The sequence below is a fragment of the Nocardia sp. 852002-20019_SCH5090214 genome, assembly GCF_001665865.1.
In the GTDB taxonomy this organism is placed as follows: domain Bacteria; phylum Actinomycetota; class Actinomycetes; order Mycobacteriales; family Mycobacteriaceae; genus Nocardia; species Nocardia nova.
The window spans coordinates 1-23186 of sequence record NZ_LZMK01000295.1; the positions used below are offsets into that span (position 1 = coordinate 1).

General features: G+C 68.2%; 23 protein-coding genes. 15 read left to right on the forward strand and 8 right to left on the reverse strand.

What is annotated here, in order from left to right; all coding sequences use genetic code 11:
• The 3 genes from glgP to A5780_RS23130 form a co-directional block, all read left to right on the forward strand.
• Positions 1-2028 (forward strand): alpha-glucan family phosphorylase (gene glgP / locus A5780_RS23120; RefSeq protein ID WP_064909578.1); only part of this gene is annotated, 2028 nt, incomplete at its 5' end.
• A gap of 137 nt (positions 2029-2165) precedes the next feature.
• Positions 2166-3530 carry an NCS2 family permease gene (locus tag A5780_RS23125; protein ID WP_064909579.1) on the forward strand — a complete coding sequence of 455 codons (1365 nt, stop codon included), beginning with the start codon at positions 2166-2168 and terminating at the stop codon, positions 3528-3530.
• Positions 3531-3704: 174 nt separating this feature from the next.
• Positions 3705-4235 (forward strand): DoxX family protein, encoded by a 531-nt coding sequence (locus A5780_RS23130; protein WP_082856848.1) that lies wholly within the window; start codon positions 3705-3707, stop codon positions 4233-4235.
• 174 nt (positions 4236-4409) lie between these two features.
• Here the strand turns inward: A5780_RS23130 and A5780_RS23135 are convergent, their stop codons facing one another.
• The gene (locus A5780_RS23135) at positions 4410-6530 is read right to left on the reverse strand and encodes an ATP-dependent DNA helicase (protein WP_064909580.1); all 2121 of its coding nucleotides are present in this window, start codon (positions 6528-6530) and stop codon (positions 4410-4412) included.
• A 212-nt stretch (positions 6531-6742) separates the two neighbouring features.
• On the opposite strand from A5780_RS23135, the gene A5780_RS23140 reads away from it, so the two are divergent.
• On the forward strand, positions 6743-7603 hold the full coding sequence (locus A5780_RS23140) for an alpha/beta fold hydrolase (RefSeq protein ID WP_064909581.1): 861 nt from the start codon (positions 6743-6745) through the stop codon (positions 7601-7603).
• Between the two features lie 71 nt (positions 7604-7674).
• Here the strand turns inward: A5780_RS23140 and A5780_RS23145 are convergent, their stop codons facing one another.
• Together A5780_RS23145 and A5780_RS23150 are read right to left on the reverse strand one after the other, a co-directional pair.
• The gene (locus A5780_RS23145) at positions 7675-8253 is read right to left on the reverse strand and encodes an isochorismatase family protein (protein ID WP_064909603.1); all 579 of its coding nucleotides are present in this window, start codon (positions 8251-8253) and stop codon (positions 7675-7677) included.
• A 35-nt stretch (positions 8254-8288) separates the two neighbouring features.
• Positions 8289-9602, reverse strand: coding sequence for a nicotinate phosphoribosyltransferase (locus A5780_RS23150; RefSeq protein ID WP_064907091.1), 1314 nt, complete (start codon positions 9600-9602; stop codon positions 8289-8291).
• A gap of 114 nt (positions 9603-9716) precedes the next feature.
• On the opposite strand from A5780_RS23150, the gene clpS reads away from it, so the two are divergent.
• The 10 genes from clpS to A5780_RS23200 all read left to right on the forward strand — a co-directional run bounded on the left by clpS (position 9717) and on the right by A5780_RS23200 (position 16920).
• Positions 9717-10151: an ATP-dependent Clp protease adapter ClpS gene (gene clpS, locus A5780_RS23155; protein WP_369817606.1), complete on the forward strand. Its 435-nt coding sequence runs from the start codon at positions 9717-9719 to the stop codon at positions 10149-10151.
• A gap of 22 nt (positions 10152-10173) precedes the next feature.
• Positions 10174-10743, forward strand: coding sequence for a DUF2017 domain-containing protein (locus A5780_RS23160; RefSeq protein ID WP_063012315.1), 570 nt, complete (start codon positions 10174-10176; stop codon positions 10741-10743).
• Positions 10744-10762: 19 nt separating this feature from the next.
• Positions 10763-11845: a P1 family peptidase gene (locus A5780_RS23165; RefSeq protein ID WP_064909582.1), complete on the forward strand. Its 1083-nt coding sequence runs from the start codon at positions 10763-10765 to the stop codon at positions 11843-11845.
• Between the two features lie 163 nt (positions 11846-12008).
• Positions 12009-12431 carry a Mov34/MPN/PAD-1 family protein gene (locus tag A5780_RS23170; protein WP_064909583.1) on the forward strand — a complete coding sequence of 141 codons (423 nt, stop codon included), beginning with the start codon at positions 12009-12011 and terminating at the stop codon, positions 12429-12431.
• 47 nt (positions 12432-12478) lie between these two features.
• Positions 12479-12790, forward strand: a complete 312-nt coding sequence (locus A5780_RS23175) for a MoaD/ThiS family protein (protein ID WP_051756375.1) — start codon at positions 12479-12481, stop codon at positions 12788-12790.
• A gap of 5 nt (positions 12791-12795) precedes the next feature.
• On the forward strand, positions 12796-13758 hold the full coding sequence (locus A5780_RS23180) for a PLP-dependent cysteine synthase family protein (protein ID WP_063012217.1): 963 nt from the start codon (positions 12796-12798) through the stop codon (positions 13756-13758).
• A gap of 105 nt (positions 13759-13863) precedes the next feature.
• Complete coding sequence (locus A5780_RS23185) at positions 13864-14634, forward strand: rhomboid family intramembrane serine protease (protein WP_231983060.1); 771 nt, start codon at positions 13864-13866, stop codon at positions 14632-14634.
• A gap of 69 nt (positions 14635-14703) precedes the next feature.
• Entirely contained in the window at positions 14704-15468 is a 765-nt protein-coding gene (locus tag A5780_RS23190; protein WP_063012215.1) for a cyclic nucleotide-degrading phosphodiesterase, read from the forward strand.
• Positions 15469-15544: 76 nt separating this feature from the next.
• Positions 15545-16312 (forward strand): ribonuclease PH, encoded by a 768-nt coding sequence (rph, locus tag A5780_RS23195; protein ID WP_030516106.1) that lies wholly within the window; start codon positions 15545-15547, stop codon positions 16310-16312.
• Positions 16312-16920 (forward strand): non-canonical purine NTP pyrophosphatase, encoded by a 609-nt coding sequence (locus A5780_RS23200; RefSeq protein ID WP_063012213.1) that lies wholly within the window; start codon positions 16312-16314, stop codon positions 16918-16920. Before rph ends, A5780_RS23200 begins: the two co-directional genes overlap by 1 nt.
• 14 nt (positions 16921-16934) lie before the next feature.
• Here A5780_RS23200 and A5780_RS23205 read toward each other — a convergent pair whose 3' ends face one another.
• The 3 genes from A5780_RS23205 to A5780_RS23215 form a co-directional block, all read right to left on the reverse strand.
• Positions 16935-17342 carry a DUF3817 domain-containing protein gene (locus tag A5780_RS23205; protein WP_064909584.1) on the reverse strand — a complete coding sequence of 136 codons (408 nt, stop codon included), beginning with the start codon at positions 17340-17342 and terminating at the stop codon, positions 16935-16937.
• Entirely contained in the window at positions 17339-17812 is a 474-nt protein-coding gene (locus tag A5780_RS23210; protein ID WP_063012209.1) for a hypothetical protein, read from the reverse strand. Before A5780_RS23210 ends, A5780_RS23205 begins: the two co-directional genes overlap by 4 nt.
• Positions 17813-17876: 64 nt before the next feature.
• The gene (locus tag A5780_RS23215) at positions 17877-18752 is read right to left on the reverse strand and encodes an oxidoreductase (protein ID WP_063012207.1); all 876 of its coding nucleotides are present in this window, start codon (positions 18750-18752) and stop codon (positions 17877-17879) included.
• A gap of 231 nt (positions 18753-18983) precedes the next feature.
• Between A5780_RS23215 and A5780_RS23220 the strand changes: the two genes are divergently transcribed.
• Positions 18984-21017 (forward strand): MDR family MFS transporter, encoded by a 2034-nt coding sequence (locus A5780_RS23220; protein ID WP_064909585.1) that lies wholly within the window; start codon positions 18984-18986, stop codon positions 21015-21017.
• 55 nt (positions 21018-21072) lie between these two features.
• On the opposite strand, the gene A5780_RS23225 is transcribed toward A5780_RS23220, so the two are convergent.
• Both A5780_RS23225 and A5780_RS23230 read right to left on the reverse strand, forming a co-directional pair.
• On the reverse strand, positions 21073-22281 hold the full coding sequence (locus A5780_RS23225; protein ID WP_064909586.1) for an FAD-dependent monooxygenase: 1209 nt from the start codon (positions 22279-22281) through the stop codon (positions 21073-21075).
• Between the two features lie 189 nt (positions 22282-22470).
• On the reverse strand, positions 22471-23130 hold the full coding sequence (locus tag A5780_RS23230; RefSeq protein WP_064909587.1) for a PadR family transcriptional regulator: 660 nt from the start codon (positions 23128-23130) through the stop codon (positions 22471-22473).
• Positions 23131-23186 lie beyond the last annotated feature (56 nt).

The window sequence follows — 23186 nt, forward strand, 5'->3', positions numbered from 1 at the left end:
CGACTGCTGGCCGAGGAGGGCGCCCCGGTGCTCGTCCACGTGCCCATGCCCGAGAGCCGGGTGCTGCGCGCCCGGGTGTGGATCGCGCAGGTGGGGCGAATTCCGTTGCTGCTGCTCGATTCCGATATCAGCGACAACGATCCGGAACTGCGGGCGGTGACCGATCGGCTCTACGGTGGCGATCAGGACCACCGCATCAAACAGGAGATTCTGGCCGGCATCGGCGGCGTGCGCGCGATCCGCGCCTATACCCGGGCGCGCGGTCTGCCGGATCCGGACGTGTGGCATATGAACGAGGGCCACGCTGGATTTCTCGGGATCGAGCGGATCCGCGAATATATGTCGGGCGGAATGGATTTCGACTCCGCGCTCGCCGCGGTGCGGGCCGCGACCGTCTTCACCACGCATACTCCGGTGCCCGCCGGTATCGACCGGTTCGCCGCCGGGCTGGTCCGCCGCTACTTCGGCGGCGCCCACGGGGAACGGGAATCGCCACTGCTGCCGGGAATTTCGGTGGACCGGATCCTGGCGCTGGGACGTGAGGCCGATCCTTCGGTGTTCAACATGGCCCACCTCGGTTTGCGACTCGCCCAGCGCGCCAACGGTGTTTCGCGCTTGCACGGCGAGGTCAGCCGCGACATGTTCGCGCCGCTGTGGCCCGGATTCGACGCGGCCGAGGTGCCGATCGGTTCGGTGACCAACGGGGTGCACGCCCCGACCTGGGCGGCTCGCGAATGGATAGACAAGGCGCGCGATCTCGTCGGGCCGGAGCTCGTGGCCGAGGCGCGCGGCTGGGAACAGCTGCGGTCGGTGGATCTGCGCGAGCTGTGGGAGACCCGGGCGGCGCTGCGTGCGGTGCTGGTCGCCGAGGTGCGTCGCCGGCTGCGGGATTCCTGGCTCGAACGCGGCGCGGCCCCGGCCGAATTGGGCTGGGTGGACGAGGTTTTCGATTCCGGGGTGCTGACCGTCGGATTCGCCCGGCGCGTGCCCACCTACAAGCGGCTCACGCTGATGCTGCGCGATCCGGACCGGCTGCGCGCGCTGTTGCTCGATCCGGAGCGGCCGCTGCAACTGGTGGTCGCGGGTAAGAGCCATCCCGCCGACGACGGGGGTAAGGCACTGATCCAGCAGGTGGTGCGGTTCGCCGACGATCCGGCGGTGCGGCACCGCATCGTGTTCCTGCCCGACTACGACATGTCGATGGCCCGCTACCTCTACTGGGGTTGCGATGTGTGGTTGAACAATCCGCTGCGTCCGCTGGAAGCCTGTGGGACCTCCGGGATGAAGGCCGCACTCAACGGCGGCCTCAATCTCTCCATCCGCGACGGCTGGTGGGACGAAATGTACGACGGCGACAACGGCTGGGCCATCCCGACCGCCGACGGCGTCCGCGACGAACATCGGCGCGACGATCTGGAGGCGTCCGCGCTGTACGAGATGCTGCAGCGCTCGGTGCTGCCGCGGTTCTACGAGCGCGACGACTCCGGCCTGCCGGTGCGCTGGATGGAAATGGTGCGCCACACGCTGCGCACCCTCGGCCCGAAGGTGCTCGCCTCGCGCATGGTCCGCGACTACACCACCGGCTACTACCTTCCGGCCGCCGCGTCGTACGCCGCGGTCGCGGCCGACGACTTCGCCGGGGCGCGGGAGCTGGCCGACTACCGCCGCCGCCTCGAGGGGGCGTGGTCGCAGGTGAAGGTCCTGCAGGTCGACAGCTCCGGCCTGCCCGATATTCCGGTGATCGGTGCGGAACTGTCGCTGCGGGCCCGCATCGATCTCGCCGGGCTGTCCGTCGGCGACGTGGTGGTGCAGGCGGTATTGGGCCGGGTCGGTTCCGACGACGAGCTGACCGATACCGAGGTCGTCGACATGGACCACATCGCCACGGATGCCGGCACCGAGCAGTTCGCGGTCACCACGCCGGTGCCGCATTCGGGTGCCGTCGGGTATACCGTCCGCGTGCTGCCCAGACACCGTTTGCTGTCGGGCCCGGCGGAACTCGGATTGGTCGCCGCGGCGCGGCCGTAGAACGTCTGGTCAGCGCGGATATCGGGGAACGTGATTTGCCGCATGTTCGCCGATCTGAATGGCATCGACCGGTCCGGGACCGATACGGTGCCCTCGGCACAGTCCGATAGGTCCGGGGCGAGGGTGGAGAGCAGTACATGAGCAGTGTCGACGTCCTGTCACGGTCCAAGGGACGCCTCGATTCCTACTTCGGAATCGCGAGGCTCGGATCGACCATGAAGCGCGAGCTCATGGCCGGCACCGTCACCTTCCTGGCGATGTCCTATGTGCTCGCGGTCAACCCGGCGGTTCTCGGCGACCACGGTCAACTCGGATCGCGCGGCATTCCGACCCAGGCGGTGTTCACCGCCACCGCGGTGGCCGCGGTGGTGGGCACGCTGGTGATGGGGGTGTGGGCGCGCTATCCGATCGCGCTGGCGCCCGGGATGGGGCTCAACGCCTTCTTCGCGTATTCGGTCGTGCTGGGGATGGGGATCGACTGGCAGGTTGCGCTGTCGGGCACGCTGCTGTCGGGCATCATCTTCTTCATCCTCGCTGTGACCAAGATCCGCGAGAAGATCATCGACGCGATTCCGCTGCAGCTGAAACTTGCCGTCGGCGCGGGGATCGGCATGTTCGTCGCGTTCCTCGGCTTCAAGAACGCCGGGATCGTGGTCTCGGATCCGGCGACCTTCGTACACCTGGGTGATTTCACCAAGGGGACCACGCTGCTGGCCCTGTTCGGACTGCTGGTGACGGTGGTCTTCCTGGTGCTGGGCTGGCACGGCGCGGTGCTGTACGGCATCGTCTGCACGACGGTCGCCGGCATCGTCAGCGGGCTGGTGCATCTGCCGCATCAGGTGGTGGCGCTGCCGCACGGGCTGGACCAGACCTTCGGCCAGGCCATCGTGAATCTGCCGCACGCCTTCACCGGCCAGATGGCGATCGTCGTGCTGACCATGCTGTTCGTCGACTTCTTCGACGCCTCGGGCACGCTGATCGGAATCGCCAACCAGGCCGGGCTGCTCGGGCCCGACGGGAAACTGCCGCGCGCCGCGCAGGCGCTGGCCGCCGATTCGATCGGTACCGCCGCGGGGGCGATCATCGGCACCTCGACGACCACCGCCTATGTCGAATCCACGGCCGGCGTCAGTGCGGGCGGGCGTACCGGGCTCACCGCGGTGTCGACCGCGGGGTGGTTCCTGGCCGCCATGTTCTTCTTCCCGATCTTCGCGGTGGTGGCCGACGTTCCCGCCGTGACCGCGCCGGCGCTGATCGTGGTGGGTGTGCTGATGTCGCGCGCGCTCGGCGACATCGATTGGAGCAAGCTCGAATTCGCGATTCCGGCGTTCATCACCGTGATCATGATGCCGCTGACCTACTCGATCGCCAACGGAATCGCGATGGGGCTGACCTTCTATCCCGTCGTCATGGTCGCGCGGCGGCGCGGGCGGGAGGTGCACCCGGTCATGTGGGTGCTGATGGCGGTCTTCCTCGCGTACTTCTTCTTCCTCGCCGAGTAGACCGCTCGGCGGCCGCCGATGAGTTCGGCGGGGATTCCTCGTCCTATGAGCAAGCCGGACGGAACGAACCGCACGGAACAACTCCGTGAACCGGGTTCGGTTGGTGACCGTGTTATCAATCGGACCGCAGTCCGTTTTGCTTTCGCCAACTAACGAGATGAGGACTCCGCGATCATGACCGCCAACACCGAAACCCGGACCGCCCGCTCGCTGGAATTCCGGACGGTCGCCGATCCCGTCGCCGCCGATATCGGCCTCCTACTGCTGCGGCTGGTCTTCGGCGGACTGCTGTTCGTGCACGGCACCCAGAAACTCTTCGGCTGGTTCAACGGTTACGGCCTGTCCGCGACCGCCGACGGATTCCAGCAGATGGGTTACGACCCCGGGAAATTCTTCGCCACCCTGGCCGGGCTGTGTGAGGCCGTCGGCGGCGGACTGCTGTTCCTCGGGCTGGTGACACCCCTGGCGGCCGCGATCGTGCTCGGCACCATGATCAATGCGATGCATGTGACCTGGCCGCACGGGCTCGCCGGATACGAATCCGCCCTGTTGTTCGCGGTGGTCGCGGTGGCACTGGGCTTCACCGGCCCGGGCCGGTTCTCGGTCGACCACGGGCGGCCGTGGCAGCGGCACGGCATCGTCTGGGGAGTCGGCGCGGTCGTGATCGGTGTGGTGGCCGCGGTGATCACCCTGTTGGTGAAGTAGTTTCGCGACCCGGGCGATATGAGTGTCCCCACGTCGCGTGCAGGGTTCGCGACGCGGGGACCTCGGATACTCCGATGTGGGAATTGGGGGTGCACCGGAAGTATCGCCCGCCAACTTACTTTCGGATAGAAGTACTTTCCCAGCCAATGTGGGTGGTGTCACATAACGGTTCGTTCACTTTTCGGCGGCGGCGGTCAGATCGACGGCTGTGGCGGTCAGCCGCCGCAGCGCCTTGGTGACGACTTCGGGATCGGAGGTCTCCCAGTACGGCGGCAACGAGGCGCGCAGATATCCGCCGTACCGGGCGGTCACCAGCCGGGAATCCAGAATCGCCACCACGCCGCGATCGTGCACGCTGCGCAGCAGCCGTCCGGTGCCCTGAGCCAGCAGCAGGGCGGCGTGGTTGGCCGCGATGGTCAGGAAGCCGTTGCCGCCGCGCGCCTGGACGGCCTGCTGCCGGGCGACCAGCAGTGGATCGTCGGGCCGGGGAAAGGGAATCCGGTCGAGAATGACCAGGCTCAGCGACGGTCCCGGAACGTCCACGCCCTGCCACAGCGAGAGCGTGCCGAACAGCGAGGTCGCGGGATCTTCGGCGAAGCGGCGGACCAGCGTGCCGGTGGCGTCCTCGCCCTGGCACAGGATCGGCGTGTCCAGGCGTTCGCGCAGGATCTCGCTGGCGGCCTTGGCGGCCCGCATCGAGGAGAACAGCCCCAGCGTGCGCCCGCCGGCCGCCTCGATCAGCCGCTCGATCTCGTCCAGATAGGACGGGGCCAGGCCGTCGCGGCCGGGGGCCGGGAGATGTTTGGCGACGTAGAGGATGCCGGATTTCGCGTGATCGAAGGGTGAGCCCACATCCAGCGAATTCCAGCGCATGGCCGACGTGTCGGCGGGCGCTTCGGCCCCGTTGGCCATGGCCGGGTCGATGCGGCGGATGCCCTTGTCCGCGCGGTCGGCGCCCGGGACGTCGGTTCCGGCGCGATCGGGTGTCTGCGGGGGCAGGCCCCAGGTGACGGCCAATCCGTCGAAGGATCCGCCGACCTGCAGCGTGGCCGAGGTGAGAATGACCGTCGCGGTGCCGAACAACCGGCTGCGCAGCAACCCGCCCACGGAGAGCGGGGCCATGTGCAGCGTGCGCCGGGCGACGCCGCGCACCTCGTCCACCGCCAGCCACAGCACATCGCGGCGGGCCGCGGGATCGGGTTCCTCGAACGCCGTCAGCGCGCGCACGGCCGTATCGTGCACCTCCTCGACCGCGGCCACCGCCATGTTGCGGGCCGCGGCGGCCTCCGGATCGCCTTGTGGCGCACCGGAACCGGGAGGTGCGAGGGCGGTGCGGACGGTCCAAGCGGCGTCGCGCAGCAGCGCCAGAACCTGATCGCCGCCGGCGGGTAACTCGTCCCAGCGGCCCGCCGGCAGATCCTCGAGCAATTCGTGCCAAGCCTCCGCCGCACCCTCGAGCCGGTCGAGATCGCCCTCGTCGACGAGTTTGGTGCAGCGCTTGGCCGCCGCGGTGATGGTGGCGGTGGACAGTTCCGCGGTCGCCACGCCGGTGACCCGGTCCACCAGTTCGTGCGCCTCGTCGATGACGACCACATCGTGTTCGGGCAGCACCTGTATGCCGCTGATGGCATCGATGGCCAGCAACGCGTGGTTGGTGACCACCACATCGGCCTGTCCTGATTCCGCGCGAGCGCGTTCGGCGAAGCAATCGGTGCCGAAGGGACAGCGCGATTTGCCCAGGCATTCCCGCGCCGACACGCTGACCTGGCGCCATGCCCGGTCGCTGACGCCGGGGACCAGTTCGTCCCGGTCGCCGGTCTCGGTATCGGAGGCCCACTCGTTGAGTCGCTGCACCTCGCGCCCGAGCCGGGAGATCGCGAAGGCGTCGAACAGTTCGGTCTCCGGTGGTTCGTCCGGGATCGCGCTGTTGATCTTGTGCAGGCACAGATAGTTGTTGCGGCCCTTGAGGATCGCGAACCGGGCGCGCCGGCCCAGTGGTTTCTCCAGCGCCTGCGCCAACCGGGGCAGATCGCGGTCGACCAGCTGCCGCTGCAGCGCGATGGTGGCCGTCGACACCACGACCGTGCGTCCGCTCTGCACCGCGTGCCGCAGGCTCGGCACCAGATACGCCAGCGACTTACCGGTGCCGGTTCCGGCCTGGACGGCCAGGTGCTCCTTGGTGTCGATGGAGTGCGCGACCGCGGCCGACATCGTCTGCTGACCGGTACGCGCCGTACCGCCGAGTGCTTCCACGGCGGTCGCCAGCAGGGTCGGTACGGGCGGGAGTTCGGGCACCCAGGAAGACTAGCGCCCCCTGCCGACAATCGACCCGACCGGCGGCGGTCGCCCGTGCCTGCCCGCTCCCGTCCGCGCGAGGTTGTGCACAGGCCGGCGGTTGTCCACAGGGGCCGTCGCGGTGACGCCGGATCCGGTGGCCGCGTCCGGGACGGCCAGTAGGGTTGGCGGTAATCCGCATCAGGGGGTGCGGTACGGGGAAGGAGACGCGCGTGGAGCCGGATTACCGCACCTGGATCGCCGGGGGTTCACACCTGGAACTGAGTGGCCACCGGATCTTCCACCGGCAGGACGGCCCGATCGACGGGCGGCCGGTGACGCTGCTGCACGGATATCCGACGTCCTCGCACGACTGGGTCTCGATCCTGCCCGCCCTCACCGAATCCGGCTGCCGGGTAACGACTCTGGATTTCCTCGGCTTCGGTGCCAGCGACAAACCGCGCGGGCACGAGTACCGGATGACCGAACAGGCCACGCTGGTCGAACAGCTCTGGCAGCGACTCGGAATCACCGGCACCGCGCTCGTGGCACACGATTACGGGGTCAGCGTGGCACAGGAGTTACTGGCCCGCGACAGTACGCGGGTACAGCGGATGGCCTGGCTCAACGGCGGCCTGTACCCGGACCTGTACCGGCCCTTGCCGATTCAGCATCTGATGACCACCCCGATCGGCAAGATACTGAATCCGCTCATGTCGGAGACGACCTTCCGGATGACCCTGCGCAGGATCCTGGGGCGCCCGGTCCCCGATGCCGATCTGCATCAGATGTGGCTGGCGATGACCGACGGTGGCGGTAAGCACGTGCAATGGGCGCTCAATCGCTACCACGCCGAGCGCCGGGCCAATGCCGAACGCTGGCAGCAGGCGCTCGAAACGTATTCCGGGCCCACGCTTTTCGTATGGGGTCCGGCCGATCCGATCAGTGGCGGCCATCTCCTTCCGCGCCTGCGGGAACGGCTGCCGGGAGCGCGCTTCGAGGTGCTGGACGAACCGCCCGCGACGGGTCACTATCCCCAAGTCGAGAACCCCGAGGCGGTGGCCGGTGCGCTGGTCGACTTCCTGGCCGGCTGAGGTCGGGCGGGGCCGAAGTCCGGTCCGCCCGGGACCGCGGGGCGGGTCGGGTCAGTTCAGCAAGGCTCGGGTCAGTTCAGCAAAGGGACCTGTCCGGACAACTCGACACCGGCCGCACGCAGACAATCCAGCGCGATCTGCGTCGTCTCCGCCGATACCGCCGCGGTGAGATCGAGCAGAACCCGCGTGGACAGACCCGCCGCGCGGGCGTCGGCGGCGGTGGCGCGGACACAGTGGTCGGTGGCGATGCCACAGACGTCCACCGCGTCGATGCCCTTGGCGCGCAACCACTCCGCCAATCCGACCGCCTCTTCGGTCGCCCCTTCGAAGCCGGAATAGGCGGCACTGTAGGCGCCCTTGGAGAACACCGCCTCGAAATGTGTGGTCTCCAGGTTCGGGTGGAAATCCGCACCCGGGGTGCCGACGGCGCAATGACGCGGCCAGGTGTCCACGAAGTCGGGCCGATCGGAGAAGTGGCCGCCCGGATCGATGTGCAGATCGCGGGTGGCGGCGATGGCGGCATAGTCGTCGCCCCGGGCAACCAGATACCCGCTGATCTGCCGGGCCACCGCGGCGCCGCCCGCGACCGCGAGGGAGCCGCCCTCGCAGAAGTCGTTCTGCACATCGACGACGATGAGTGCTCTACCCATCTCCCGCACCTCGTTTCGCGCCGGTTGCCTCTCCTTCATTGTAGGAATGTGGTCGCGACAGCCGGTTCGCCCGCGGACAATTTCAAACCTTCCCAGGGGAGGCTGACCAGCCCGCGTGCCACCAACTCCCGGCTGCCGGCCAGGTCCGGTGAATCGGCTGCCGGCTCGCCCTTGCGAATGAGCGGAATCAGCAGATCCCGCACCTCGTACCCGTTGCCGGTGGGTCGGGGTGCCGCGGCCGGATACACGATCTCCTCGACGATGGTGCCGGTGTCGCGGGACAGTCGCACGGCGCGCTTGGTACCGCCTCGCGACTGTTTGTGACTACTGCGCTTGGCCACCGGTACGCCCTCGACTTCCACCAGCTTGTAGACCATTCCGGCGGTCGGCGCGCCCGACCCGGTGACCAGGGAGGTGCCCACGCCGTAGACGTCGACCGGTTCGGCGCGCAGGGCGGCGATCGCGTATTCGTCCAGATCGCCGGACACCACGATCCGGGTGTGTTTCGCGCCGAGGGTGTCGAGCTGATCGCGCACCTGCCGCGCCAGGACGCCCAGGTCGCCGGAATCGATACGCACACCGCCCAATTCGGGCCCGGCCACCTCGATGGCCCGGGCCACTCCGGCGGTGATGTCGAAGGTGTCCACCAGCAGTGTGGTTCCGATGCCCAGCGCGTCGACCTGACTGCGGAACGCCGCCGCCTCGTGCTGCCCGTCCGGGCCGCTGTGCAGCAGCGTGAAGGCGTGAGCGCTGGTGCCGGCGCCGGGAATCCCGTAGCGCCGCACCGCCTCCAGATTCGAGGTGGCGTCGAATCCGGCCAGATAGGCGGCGCGGGCGCAGGCGGGAGCGGCCAGTTCGTGGGTGCGGCGCGAACCCATCTCGATCATCCGGCGTCCCGCGGCCGCGCTGACCATCCGAGCCGCCGCGGCGGCGATCGCGCTGTCGTGGTTGAGGATCGACAGGATCAGCGTTTCCAGCACCACGCACTCGGCGAAACTGCCGCGCACCGACAGGATCGGCGAGCCGGGGAAGTAGAGATCGCCTTCCAGATAGCCGTCGATATCGCCGGTGAAGCGGAAATCGCGCAGCCATTCCAGGGTGCGCGGGTCCAGGAATCGCGCTGCCACAGCGAGTTCGGCTTCGCCGAAACGGAAGTCCCGCAACGCGGTGAGCAACCGGTCGGTACCCGCGACGACGCCGTATCGGCGGCCGTGTGGCAACCGGCGAGCGAATACCTCGAAGGTGCATTGCCGCTGGCCCGAACCGTCGGCCAGGGCGGCCGCGAGCATGGTCAGCTCGTACTGGTCGGTCAGCAGGGCGGTGCTCGCGGCGGCGGCCGATGTGTCCACGCGGCCACTGTAGACATACCGGACGCGCGGCGGCGCGGATGGCCTTCGGGACCTGCTCGGCGCGGGTGTTGTTTATCCGGAGGCGCGTCGTACTCTGAGGGTATGGGTCTGTGCATGAGAGACGCCGTCCGGATCGCCGCCGGTCCGGTCGGCGCGAACCAGGCAGCAGCGCGAGCGACGGGCCCGCAGGACACGGCATGGCCGGGGCAGTCGTGGGCGGGGCGGAGCAGCCGCGTATGCGCCGTAGCCGGACAGTTGTCGGCGGCTCAGGCCACACCGGAAACCGTCGAGGTCACCGAGATCCTGGAGGCCGAGGACCGGCCGTGGGTCACGGTGGTCTGGGACGACCCGGTGAACCTGATGCACTACGTCACCTACATCTTCCAAAAGCTGTTCGGTTACAGCAAAGCCAAGGCAACCGAACTGATGCTGCAGGTACACAACGAGGGCAAGGCGGTGGTGTCGTCGGGGTCCCGGGACAGGATGGAGCACGACGTTCAGCGTCTGCATGCCGCCGGACTCTGGGCGACCATGCAACGTGACCAGTGACCGCGACGGCTACGGTAGCCCCGTGCGCAAGTGGAGCAGGAAGAACTCGCTGAGCGGGCTCAAGCTGCGGTCGGAAATGGACCCCAGGGAGGCGGACGTTCTGCGTTCGCTGGTGGGGGCGGTAACCGGACTGCTCACCGATCGGGCCCGGTCCACCCCCGAGGACGATCTCGCGGAGCTGACCGGACTTCGCACCGGCAACAGCGCTGCGCCGGAGGACCCGCGGCTGGCGCGGCTGCTGCCCGACTTCCATCGCAAGGAACCCGGTTCCCCGGACGCCGACCGCGCCGATCTCAACAGCGCTCTGCGCAGCCTGCACGAACCCGAGATCATCGACGCGAAGGTCGCCGCCGGCACGGTGGTTCTGGAAACCCTGCCCGAGCGCGGCGGCAAGATCGTGCTCACCCCCGAACAGGCCGACGCCTGGCTGAACGCGCTCAACGACGTGCGGCTCGCGCTCGGCACCGCACTGGGCATAGATCCCGACACGCCGGACCAACTCGATCCGGACGACCCCCGCGCCCCGCACCTGGACGTCTACCACTGGCTCACCTGGATGCAGGATTCGCTGCTGCACGCCCTCGCTCCCTGACTCCGCTCTCGCCGCGCGGATGCCGACCTCTGCAGGAGGACATGTGACTTCGGTGCCGGGACCTCGCGATTCGATCACCGATGTCGCTGGTGTGCTCGTCGGCCATCATCACGAACTCGAACCGGACGCGACGCTGGGTTCGGGCGCCGCGACCGGATGCACCGTGGTGCGCGTGCCGGGCGGCGCCACCGCCTCGGTCGACGTGCGCGGCGGGGGACCGGGCACTCGCGAGACCGATCTGCTCGATCCCGGACAGACGGTGCGGCAGGTGAATGCGGTACTGCTCACCGGCGGCAGCGCCTACGGGCTGGCGGCCGCCGACGGGGTGATGCGCCGGCTGGAGGAGGACGGCGAGGGCATTCCGATGGATCCGGCCGATCCCTCGCGGGTGGTGCCGATCGTTCCGGGCGCGGTGATCTTCGATCTCCCGGTGGGGGCGTGGGATATCCGGCCGACCGCGGAATTCGGCTATCGCGCAACGGAATCGGCGAGTGCGGTATTCGAGCGCGGCAGTGTGGGCGCCGGTACCGGCGCGCGTGCCGGTTCCCTCAAAGGCGGAATCGGCACGGCCAGTGTGCATTTCACCGCGGGCCCGGCCGCCGGTCATACCGTCGGTGCGCTGGTGGTCGCCAATCCGGTCGGCTCGGTATTCGATCCGCGGACCGGTCTGCCGTGGGGAGCGGGTACCGACGGACCGGAGCATTTCGGTCTGGCACCCGCCACGGCCGAAGCGCTGGCCCGCGCCAATGCCCTGCCGGTGAAGGGAACCGTGCTCAACACCACCATCGGTGTGGTGGCCACCGATGCCGCGCTGGATCCGGCGGGATGTCGCCGCCTCGCCGTCACCGCGCACGACGGGCTGGCCCGCGCGATCCGTCCCGCCCATTCCCCGCTGGACGGTGACACTCTGTTCGCGCTGGCCACCGGCACGGCGACCGCGGAATCGAATATCGCGCTGCCGCCCGCGTTTCCGGCGGATCTGCTGCTGCTCGACGAACTGTGCACCGCGGCCGCGGTCTGTGTGGAGCGGGCGATCGTGGACGCGGTCCTGCGGGCGAACCCGGTGGCGGGCATACCGACCTACCGTGAGTTGTTCGGCTGAGTGGCGTCCGCCCCGATCGAGGTATTCCGCCGCCCTCCGACGTGCTATATCAGGCCCGGCCGCGCGGTGGGTGGGAATAGCCGAATATCCTCGGCCGTTGACGGCAGCGATACGACCCGCGCGGGCCGGGCGCGTCGCGGGCGTGAGCGGAAGGATTCGAACTGTGCTGGTGATCAGGGCCGATCTCGTGGATGCGATGGTGGCGCACGCCCGCGCCGATCATCCCGACGAGGCCTGCGGTGTGATCGCCGGCGCCGAGGGCTCCGACCGTCCCGAGCGATTCGTGGCGATGATCAACGCCGAGCGCTCGCCCACCTTCTACCGGTTCGACTCCGGCGAACAGCTGCGGGTCTGGCGGGAGATGGACGACCGCGACGAGGAGGCGGTGGTGATCTACCACTCGCACACCGCCACGGAGGCCTATCCGAGCCGGACGGACATCTCGTACGCCTCCGAGCCGAACGCCCACTACGTGCTGGTGTCCACCCGCGACCCGCACGAGCACGAACTGCGCAGCTACCGGATCCTCGACGGTGTGGTCACCGAGGAACCGGTGAAGATCGTGACCGAATACCCCCGGGCCTGAGCCCGACGCGTCCGCGAACCAGGCGACCAGAAGAAACAGGAGCACCCATGTCGGTAACCGTGTCCATCCCGACCATCATGCGCACCCTCACCGGAGGTGAGAAGCGGGTCCAGGCGACCGGTTCCACCCTCGCCGAGGTGATCGGTGACCTCGAGACCAACTACCCCGGACTCGAACAGCGCCTGCTGTCCGACGGCAAGCTCAACCGCTACGTCAACATCTACGTCGACGACGAGGACGTGCGCTTCGCCGGTGGGCTGGAGGCCGAGGTTCCGGCCAACGGATCGGTGACCATTCTTCCTGCCGTCGCCGGAGGCGGCCTGGACAGCACCGTCGCCGGCGGCGCGCTCGGCCGCTGATTTCCGTGGCACGCTACGAATCGCTGATCGAGACCCTCGGCAACACCCCGCTGGTGGGTCTGCGGACGCTGTCGCCCAAATGGGACGGTGACGACCACGTCCGGCTGTGGGCCAAACTCGAGGACCGCAACCCGACCGGGTCGATCAAGGACCGGCCCGCCCTGCGCATGATCGAACAGGCCGAGGCCGACGGCACGCTGCGGCCCGGCTGCACGATTCTGGAGCCGACCAGTGGCAATACCGGCATCTCGCTGGCCATGGCAGCCAAGCTCAAGGGCTATCGCCTGGTCTGTGTGATGCCGGAGAACACTTCGGTCGAGCGGCGGCAGCTGCTGACCATGTTCGGCGCCGAAATCATCGACTCGCCGGCCGCCGGTGGTTCCAACCAGGCCGTCGCGAAGGCCAAGCGGATCGCCGCCGAACATCCCGACTGGGTGATGCTGTACCAGTACGGCAATCCCGCCAATGCCGACGCGCACTATCAGGGCACCGGCCCGGAAATCCTGGCGGACCTTCCGGAGATCACCCACTTCGTCGCCGGTCTGGGCACCACCGGGACTCTGATGGGAACCGGTCGTTACCTGCGCGAGAAGGTCGCGGAGATCGATATCGTGGCCGCCGAGCCGCGATACGGCGAACTGGTCTACGGCTTGCGCAACATCGACGAGGGCTTCATTCCGGAGCTCTACGACGAATCGGTGCTGACCTCGCGGTTCTCCGTCGGGCCCTACGACGCGGTGCGGCGCACCCGGGAGCTGGTACTGGAGGAGGGCATCTTCGCCGGCATCTCCACCGGTGCGATCCTGCACGCCGCCCTCGGTGTGGGCAACAAGGCGTTGCGCGCGGGCAAGCGGGCCGATATCGCGTTCGTGGTGGCCGACGGTGGTTGGAAATACCTGTCGACCGGCGCGTACGACGGCACGCTCGAGGATGCCGAGGAACGGCTCGAAGGCCAGCTCTGGGCGTAATCCCGGTGGACCGGCCGCAGCGCCGGTCCGAGTCCGGTTCCTCGCCGCAGCGGTACCGTTGAGGGCGAGCGACCGGACGGCCGGTCTCGCGAGGAGGTGATGGCGGTGGCCGAGCAGATGGGCCCGTCCTTCGACCCGGATCGGATTGCCGCGCTGCGGGCCGAACTGCAGAAGTCCGCGGGAACACCCGCCGGTTCCGTACCGCCCGGTTCGCAATCTCCCTCGCTGCGGCCCGTTCCCGCCACGCCGGCATCCGAGGCCGGACGCACCGCCGCGCTGAAGTTGTTGTGGCAGCGGGCGATTGCGATGACCCTCAGCTTCGTGGCGCTGCTGTACGCGGTCGAGGGGGTCGACACCGTCTCGAACCACGACCTCGACGGTGCGGGGGTGCGGCCCCGGACGGCCGCGGGTCTGGAGGGCATCGTCTTCGCCCCCGTCCTGCACGCGAATTGGGCGCATCTGATCGGCAACACCCTGCCGGTGATCGTGCTCGGACTGCTGACGTTGCTCACCGGGATCGGTCGCGGTCTGGCCGCCACCGCCATCGTCTGGATCGTGGCCGGGATCGGCACCTGGCTCACCGGGGCGAGCGGTTCGGTGCATATCGGCGCCTCGGTCCTGGTGTTCGGCTGGCTCACCTATCTGATCTCGCGCGGCCTGTTCACCCGCAACCTGTGGCAGATCCTCGTGGGCGTCGTCGTGGGTCTGCTCTACGGCTCGATTCTGTGGGGTGTGCTGCCCGGACAGTCCGGAATCTCTTGGCAAGGGCATCTTTTCGGTGCGTTGGGTGGACTGCTGGCCGGCTGGGTACTCTCATCGAATGAACGTCGTCATCGTCGCGGGGAGAGTGCCGGCCGCCTCGCATCGTCGGGGTGACTGCGGAACCCGGCCGGCGATTTGGGGGATCCCCAGTTGAGTGAGAATGCAGCGTGGCAGCATGGGGGAATGCGCCTCACCGTCCTCGGGTGTTCGGGCAGTGTGTCCGGCCCGGATTCCCCTGCGTCGGGCTATTTGCTGACCGGTCCGGATATGACCCCCACCGTGATCGATTTCGGTCCCGGCGTGCTGGGTGCGTTGCAGCGCCACCTGGATCCCGGCGAGGTCGACATCTTCCTCACCCACCTGCACGCCGATCACTGCCTGGACCTGCCCGGATTGCTGGTGTGGCGGCGGTATCACCCGAACCCGCCGACCGGGAAGGCCATCGTGCAGGGCCCCTCGGATTCGGCGCTGCGAATCGGCAACGCCTCGGCCGAGATCGGCGGCGAATGCGACGACTGGTCCGACGTGATCGATATGCGCCCCTGGGAGGAGGGCGCCGAGGTGCGCTTCGGCCCCGGCCACACGGTGGTCGCCCGCCGGATGTACCACCCGCCGGAGTCCTACGGCCTGCGCATCACCACCGCCACCGGCCGCACCCTGGTCTACACGGGTGACACCGCCTTGTGCCCCGCCGTTTTCGAACTCGCGGAGGGTGCCGACATCCTGCTGTCGGAAGCCTCGTGGACGCACGATCCGGCCAATCGCCCACCGGGGATTCACCTTTCGGGCACCGAGGCCGGAATGATCGCAGACCGTGCGGGTGTCGGCGAACTGCTGCTCACCCACATTCCGCCGTGGACCTCGCGCGAAGATGTCATCGCCGAGGCCAAGGAGCAGTTCAGCGGGCCCGTGCACGCGGTCTCGCCGGGCGAGGTCATCGACATCTGAGCGCCGACCCCGCCGGGTGGAGATGTTGGTGCCCCGCCGGGGGAGGGGCGTCGTACCCATCCCTTAGGCTGGCGTGGTGTCTAGACGAGCCGATGGCAGAGCGGACGACGAACTCCGCGAGGTAAGGATTACCCGGGGATTCACCACGCATCCGGCGGGTTCGGTACTGGTCGAATTCGGTCAGACGCGGGTGATGTGCACCGCGAGCGTCACCGAGGGCGTGCCCCCGTGGCGGCGCGACTCCGGATTGGGCTGGCTCACAGCCGAATACGCGATGCTGCCGGCCGCCACTCACACCCGCAGCGGGCGCGAATCGGTGAAGGGCAAGGTCGGCGGGCGCACCCAGGAGATCAGCCGTCTGGTCGGCCGGTCGCTGCGGGCGTGCATCGACCTGGCCGCGATCGGCGAGAACACCATCGCCCTCGACTGCGATGTCCTGCAGGCCGACGGCGGCACCCGCACCGCGGCGATCACCGGCGCTTACGTGGCGCTGGCGGATGCGATCACCTACCTCGGAGCCGCCGGCCGCCTGGCCGATCCGCAGCCGATCTCGTGCATGATCGCCGCGGTCAGCGTCGGTGTGGTGGACGGGCGGGTGCGCCTGGACCTGCCGTACGAGGAGGATTCGCGCGCCGAGGTCGATATGAACGTGGTCGCCACCGACACCGGCACCCTGGTCGAGATCCAGGGCACCGGCGAGGGCGCCACCTTCCCCCGCTCGACCCTGGACAAGCTGCTGGATTCCGCGCTGGCCGGCTGTGAGCAGCTGTTCGAGGTCCAGAAGCAGGCGCTCGCGCTGCCGTATCCGGGACATCTGCCCGAGCCGGGCGAGAAGAGGAAGTAATGGCGCGCCGGGTACTGGTGGCCAGTCGCAACGCGAAGAAGCTCGGCGAATTGCGCCGCATCCTCGCCGAGGCGGGCGTCGCGGGTCTGGAGATCATCGGCCTGGACGAGGTGCCGCCGTTCCCGGAGGCCCCCGAAACGGGTGCGACCTTCGAGGAAAATGCTCTCGCCAAGGCTCGCGACGGTGCGACGGCCACCGGATTGCCTTGTGTGGCAGACGATTCCGGCCTCGCGGTCGACGCTCTCAACGGTATGCCGGGCGTGCTGTCCGCGCGCTGGGCGGGCCGCCACGGCGACGACGCGGCCAACAACGAGCTGCTGCTCGCCCAGCTGGGAGACGTCCCCGACGAACGCCGCGGCGCCCGCTTCGTCTCGGCCTGCGCCCTGGTCGCCGACGGCCGTGAGGTCGTCACCCTCGGCCAATGGCCGGGCAGGATCGCGCGAAAGCCGGTCGGCGACGGCGGTTTCGGCTACGACCCCTTGTTCGTCCCGGCCGGCGGGTCGGTCTCGGCGGCCCAGCTCACTCCGGCGGACAAGGACGCCGCCTCCCACCGCGGCCGAGCCCTGCGCGCCCTGCTTCCGGCACTGGCCGAACTCGCCGAGTCCTGAGCGCGCCGAGCGGCTCAGCTCAAGAACTCGGCTCGGACCTGGCGGGTGCGGTAGTGCTCGCAGACGAAGGACAGGAACGGGATGGTTCCGGCGAGCGCGGTGATCACCAACGTCAGCGGCTTCCAGCGCGTCTTGATGCCCAGGTCGATGGTGAACACCAGGTACAGCATGTAGAAGATGCCGTGGATCTGGCCGATGTAGAAAAGCCAGTGCGGCGCCTTGCTGCTGTCGTCGAGCAGCAGGTACTTGTACACCATCTCCGCGCACAACAGCAGCAGCCAGACACCGGTGATGTAGGCGAGCACGCGGTAGCGGGTCAGCGCCGACCGGATGCGGCCGGTGTCGCGGGCCGTGGGGGCGGGCGTGCCGGCCGGTGCCGGTGTGGTGGTGGCGGCCGGGGTGGTGGGGCGGTCGGCGCTCAACCGGCTCTCCTCTCGATGTCGGGGCCGTCGAGCCCCACGGCGTGCATCCGCTCGCGCACATCCTGTGCGTGCAGATCGGCAAGGTATTTGTTGTATTCGGCCAGCACCGGGTCGTCGTCGCGGGCGGCGGTCGGCCGTTCGGGCAGGATGCCGGCCGGGATCTCGCGCGGAGCAGCCCGTTTGGTCTTCCGCCGAGCCGGAGTCGCGGAGTCGGCCGGGCTCGATGCCTCGGCCGGTTCCGTCGCCTCGGTGTGCTCGGCGGCGGTATCGCGTTCGAGTCGCACGAACCGGAAATAGGCGAAGACCACGAATCCGGCGAACAGCGGCCACTGCAGCGCGTAACCGAGGTTCTGCGCGGTTCCGGACGAGGATTCGAACCGTCCCCACTGCCACCAGCCCAACCCCAGGCACGCCAGCGCGGCCACGACCACCAGGATGATCAGGGCCGGGCGACGATGTGGAGCGGACACGCCTACCACGGTACCCGGTCTACTACACAGGCCGTAGTGTGAGGTGCCCGGCGATCGGCGCTGGTCAGAATTTGTAGGTCACGCCGGTCAGCCGCTCGGATTCCTCCCACAGCCGCCGCTGCAGATCGGTGTTCTTCGACAGCCCGCTCGACGGTGACGGCCGCACCGGACCGCGGGAACCGAACAGCAGCGTCGGTCCCCAGTAGGTGTTCGGATCGGCGTCCGGCACGGTGGCCGCGTAGAGGCTCGACTCCGCCGCCTTGCGCGGGGAGTGCCCGGCCAACGCGATGAAGGGCTTGGCGACCTTGTCGAGCGGGGTCTCGGTCCGGGTGAACAGATCGGTGGGCGAGACGCCGGGGTGGACGGCATAGGACCGCTTGGCGGATCCGGACTCGGCCAGGCGTCGTTGCAGTTCGCGCGCGAACATCAGATTCGACAACTTCGACTGTGCGTAGGCGAGGTTGCGCTGGTAGCGGCGGTTCTCGTAGTTGAGGTCGTCGATCCACAGCTTCGGCGTCTGCCGGTGCGCGATGCTGGCGAGAGTGACCACCCGGTCGCCGATACGGTCCAGCAGCAGTCCGGTCAGCGCGAAGTGACCGAGATGGTTGACCCCCCACTGGGTTTCGAAGCCGTCCTCGGTCCGCGAGAAGGGGATGTTCATCAGTCCCGCGTTGTTGATCAGCACATCGAATTCCCCGGTGCGCTCGGCGAATTCGCGAATCGAGGCGAGATCGGCCAGATCCAGTGCGGAAACTCGGACATCACCCTCGATACCGTCGGCGACCTGCTGTGCTGTCGTGGTGTTGCGGCAGGCCATGATCACGGTCGCCCCCTTGGCGGCCAGTGCTCGGGTGGTGTGCTTGCCGATACCGCCGTTGGCTCCGGTGATCACGAACGTGCGTCCGTGCTGCGCCGGGATCTCGCTGGGATTCCACGCCATGGTGAGACCTCACTGTTTACGTTTGGGAGTAGGAGCCTCGTCGCATCCTCACCGCGTGACCTTACTCCAGAGTAAGTTCCGGCGGTAGGGTTCGGTCGCCGTGTCGTCAGGGTATCGACCATCGCTCCGGCATGGGCGATATGAATGCCGAAGATTTGCGGGTGAGGGAAGCAAGCCGGCGTATTGCCGTGTTACGCCGATCGAATCGGGCCAAGGGCACATACTGAGCTAATGTCCGGTGTCGCCGCAGTCGCCGAATCGCCCGCACCCGTGAGCCATACCCGTGTCAACGTCGTCTTCGCCACCGTCGTGCTGGGGATGTTGATGGCCGCGCTCGACCAGACCATCGTGTCGACCGCGTTGCCGACCATCGTCGCCGACCTGGGTGGCGCCGGGCATATGGCCTGGGTCGTGACGGCGTATCTGCTGGCCGAGGCCGTCGCCACCGCGCTGGCGGGAAAATTCGGCGACCTGTTCGGCCGCAAACTGATCTTCCAGCTCAGCGGACTGATCTTCATCATCGGGTCGATGGTGGCGGGGCTCGCTCACGGCATGACGCTGCTCATCGTCGCGCGCGGCATCCAGGGAGTCGGCGCGGGCGGGCTGATGGTGACCTCGATGGCGCTGATCGCCGATGTGATCCCGCTGCGTGACCGGGGCAAGTATCAGGGTGCGCTGGGCGCGGTCTTCGGCATCACCACCGTGGTCGGCCCTACGCTGGGCGGGCTGTTCACCGACCATGCCAGCTGGCGCTGGTGCTTCTACGTGAACGTGCCGCTGGCGATTCTGATGATCGCCGTTGCGGCACGGGCGATTCCGTCGATCCGCGCCGCGGTGCGGCCGGTGGTCGACTACGCCGGCATCGCACTGGTCGCGATCGGCGTCAGCTGTCTGATTCTCGGACTGGAATGGGGCGGCCAGGAATATCCGTGGGGTTCGGCGACCATCATCGGACTGTTCGCGGCCGCGGTGGTCCTGCTGACAGCGTTCGTCTTCGTCGAGACCCGCGCGGCCGAGCCGATGCTGCCGATGCATCTGTTCCGCAGCAACGTCTTCACCGTCTGCTCGATCCTCAGCTTCATCGTCGGCTTCGCGATGCTCGGCGCGATGACCTATCTGCCGGCCTATCTGCAATACGTCAACGGTGTCTCGGCCACCGCGTCCGGACTGCGCACCCTGCCGTTGGTGGTGGGCCTGTTCACCACCTCGATCATCTCCGGCCAGGTGGTGGGCCGGACCGGCTACTACAAATACTTCCCGGTCGCGGGCACCGCGGTCATGGCGGTGGGGCTGTATCTGATGTCGACCATGGGCCGGACCACCGGCTTCTGGCTGCAATCGCTGTACATGCTGATCCTCGGTCTGGGCATCGGCCTGGCGATGCAGGTGCTGACGATCGTCGTGCAGAACACCGTCCCGTACCAGGACCTGGGCACCGCCACCTCGGGTGTCACCTTCTTCCGGACCGTCGGGTCGACCTTCGGCACCGCGATCTTCGGCACGCTCTACAGCAATCAGCTGGAACCGAATCTGCGCCAGGCGCTCACCGAGGTGCCCGGGGTGCCGCCCGCGGTGGCGCAGAGTCCGCAACTGTTGCACCAGCTTCCGTACGCCCAGGCGATCCCGATCATCGACGCCTATGCCGACACCATCGACTACGTCTTCCGCTGGGTGGTGCCGGTGGCCGTGGTCGGTTTCGTCGTGGCGTGGTTCCTGAAGCAGGTTCCGTTGCGCGACAGCGTCCGCGCGGAGGCGGCCGATGTGGGCGGCGGTTTCTCGGTGCCCGATTCTCCGGATCGTATTGTCCGCCTGGAGCATTCGCTGGCGAACGTGCTGCGCAGACTGCGCGACGACGAGCTGCCCGATCCGCAGATCCTGGCGGCCGCGGACAGTCCGCTCGGCCGGGATCAGGCCTGGGCCATCGGGCAGGTGAAGATGTTGCAGCGCGCCCGCGGTTCGGCCGAGCTCGCGGCGGTGGCGCGAGCGCACTGGATGCCGCCGGAAGTGCTGGAACCGGTGTACGACAAGGCAGTGCGATCCGGCTACATCGAATTCGACGGCGACCGAATGGATCTGACCGCGAGTGGCCAGGCCGAGTACGACCGCATTCTCGCCGCTTGGCGCAAATGGCTGTGCCGCTATCTCGACGATTGGGATTGCGCCGACCCGGACGATCGCGCACTCTTCGATCGCGCGCTGGACAATATCGCGGCGAAACTGCTGGAGGAAGTGGAACGGCCGGAGGCGCTGCGGCTGACGGTGTGATCACCGCCGGCCGCGGCGCCCGGGCTCGATTACCTTGCCCTCCAGGTGAATACGCTCACGCGACAGCGAGTTCCGCGCGCTCGTCGACCGGCGCGTCCCAGTCGATGGTGTAGCTCTGTTCGCGGGCCATGACCTCCTCCATTTTGAAGAGTTTGGTCGCCAGCGGCATGACCAGCGGCATCATCCGGCGCATCACCGGGCCGACGGTCTTCGACTGGTTGATCTTGGCTCCCCGGGCCGCCACCTTCTCCACCCGGGGACGACGGATCCGTTCGTAGGCGGCGAAAGCCGTTGCCGGTGAATCGAAATCGCGCAGGCAGCGAGCGAGCTGCACCGCGCTCTCGATCGCCATCGACGCTCCCTGGCCGGTGCTGTTGGACGGCGCGTGCACCGCGTCGCCGACCAGCACCATGCGATCGCGATACCAGTGCGGCACCGGCGGCATGATGTGCAGGCCGCCGGTGACGACCAACTCTTCCGGCCGGGTGTTGCGAACCAGTTCGGCGCCGGGGGTGTCCTCGCCGTAGACCTCGCGCAAGGTCCGCAACCACCGTTCGGCCGGGACCTCCCGCGCCTCGGTCAGCGAAAGATACTGCTTGTGGGGCAGATTGGCGCCCCAGGCGATCCGGCCGTCGGGCATCGACCAATACAGGTAGTAGGCGTTGCGACCGTAGGCGAACACCATGGTCTCCGGGGTGACCGGATGCGAGCATGCGGTGTAGGCGCCGAAACCGAGCATGCCGGTGTAGTCGGCGCCCGGGGCGTTCGGATCGATGAGCGTGCGCACGCGCGACTTGATGCCGTCGGCGCCGACGAGGATATCGGCGGTGGCGGTGGAGCCGTCGGCGAACCGGGCGGTCACGCCGTCGCGATGTTCCTCGACGCCGACCAGGCGCTTGGAGTATTCGACCGCCACGCCGGTGTCGACGGCATGATCGCGCAGGACCTGATGCAGGGCGCTGCGATCGATCGCGTGCAGCGGTTCCAGGCCGGCGGCCGTCGGCAGCTCGATATCTTTGTGGCCCAACGACATCACGGTGCGAGTGATCGGCAGAGCGACGGCCCGCACGGCATCGCCGGCGCCGATGGTGTCCAGGGCGGCCAGGCCGTTGGGTGCGAAACCCAGGGCGCTGCCGATGTTGTAGGCCGGTCCCGGATAGGCCTCGTAGACGGTCGCCTCGATTCCGGCCTTGCGCAGGGCGGTGGCGGCGACGGGGCCGGCGACACCGCCGCCGATGACGAGGGCGGATGTGACTGCGGACATGGGAAATCTCCTCGAGTGGATGAACCCGATCCGATCCGCGCACGCGCTGCCCAGTTATCCTGAAGTTGCCATACTCGGGCTGGGTTCGCCTGCGTGAATGCGGTTCGAGAGGTAAGTGGATCGAGCTCGGCGCGGTGTTGCCGCACTGCGCCGGGCCCGGTTCGTCGGTGGATTGTCGTAGCGTGGATTTCAGTCGTCGGCCGGCTGTCGGAACGTCCCTCCTTCCACCATCGCGGCGACCTCGGCGGGCGGAATCTGTTCCGAGTGGGCGCGCCGCCAGAAATCGATGTCGGGGAAGGTGCCGGAGGCGAGTTCCGTACGCAGTTCGGCGACCCAGGCCGCCTCGGCCTCGAGCATCGCCACGCCGAATTCGGCCTCGACCAGGAAGAGCCGCGGCAGAAATCGTGTCTGCTCCTCGATTTCGCGGCGGCGCTCGGCGATCTCCGCCGCGAGCAGCCGGGTGCGCTCGTCGAGCAGTGTGATCACCTCGTCCGGCGGCAGCAGGGCTACGACGGACAAGCCCGCCACGAACCGATGGGGTTCGGGTTCGGGGGTCGAGATCAGTTCCCGGATCCAGTCCTCGGCCTCGGCGCGGCCGGCGTCGGTGAGCCGGTAGATCGTCCGCTCGGGCCGGGCGCCGTCGCGCTCGCTGCCGATGACCTCGACGAATCCGTGCTTCTCGAGATTCTGCACAACCGTGTAGAGCGAACCCCATTTGATGTCCATATCGCGGTCCTTGCCGCGTTCGCGCATCTGGGCCGCGATCTCGTAGCGGTGCATGGGACGTTCGATCAGCGTCGCCAGGACCGCCAAGGCCAGCAGATTGGCGACTTTCCGCTTCTCGGGCATTGCCCACACCTCCTTACTCGTCTACGAATATACGTCGACGAGTATGACTGGGCAAG

Coding starts and splice junctions, on each gene's coding strand:
- A5780_RS23125 (WP_064909579.1), top strand. CDS start 2,166: ATGAGCAGTGTCGACGTCCTGTCACGGTCCAAGGGACGCCTCGATTCC.
- A5780_RS23130 (WP_082856848.1), top strand. CDS start 3,705: ATGACCGCCAACACCGAAACCCGGACCGCCCGCTCGCTGGAATTCCGG.
- A5780_RS23145 (WP_064909603.1), bottom strand. CDS start 8,253: ATGGGTAGAGCACTCATCGTCGTCGATGTGCAGAACGACTTCTGCGAG.
- clpS (WP_369817606.1), top strand. CDS start 9,717: ATGAGAGACGCCGTCCGGATCGCCGCCGGTCCGGTCGGCGCGAACCAG.
- A5780_RS23165 (WP_064909582.1), top strand. CDS start 10,763: ATGCCGACCTCTGCAGGAGGACATGTGACTTCGGTGCCGGGACCTCGC.
- A5780_RS23175 (WP_051756375.1), top strand. CDS start 12,479: ATGTCGGTAACCGTGTCCATCCCGACCATCATGCGCACCCTCACCGGA.
- A5780_RS23190 (WP_063012215.1), top strand. CDS start 14,704: ATGCGCCTCACCGTCCTCGGGTGTTCGGGCAGTGTGTCCGGCCCGGAT.
- A5780_RS23200 (WP_063012213.1), top strand. CDS start 16,312: ATGGCGCGCCGGGTACTGGTGGCCAGTCGCAACGCGAAGAAGCTCGGC.
- A5780_RS23215 (WP_063012207.1), bottom strand. CDS start 18,752: ATGGCGTGGAATCCCAGCGAGATCCCGGCGCAGCACGGACGCACGTTC.
- A5780_RS23220 (WP_064909585.1), top strand. CDS start 18,984: ATGTCCGGTGTCGCCGCAGTCGCCGAATCGCCCGCACCCGTGAGCCAT.
- A5780_RS23225 (WP_064909586.1), bottom strand. CDS start 22,281: ATGTCCGCAGTCACATCCGCCCTCGTCATCGGCGGCGGTGTCGCCGGC.
- A5780_RS23230 (WP_064909587.1), bottom strand. CDS start 23,130: ATGCCCGAGAAGCGGAAAGTCGCCAATCTGCTGGCCTTGGCGGTCCTG.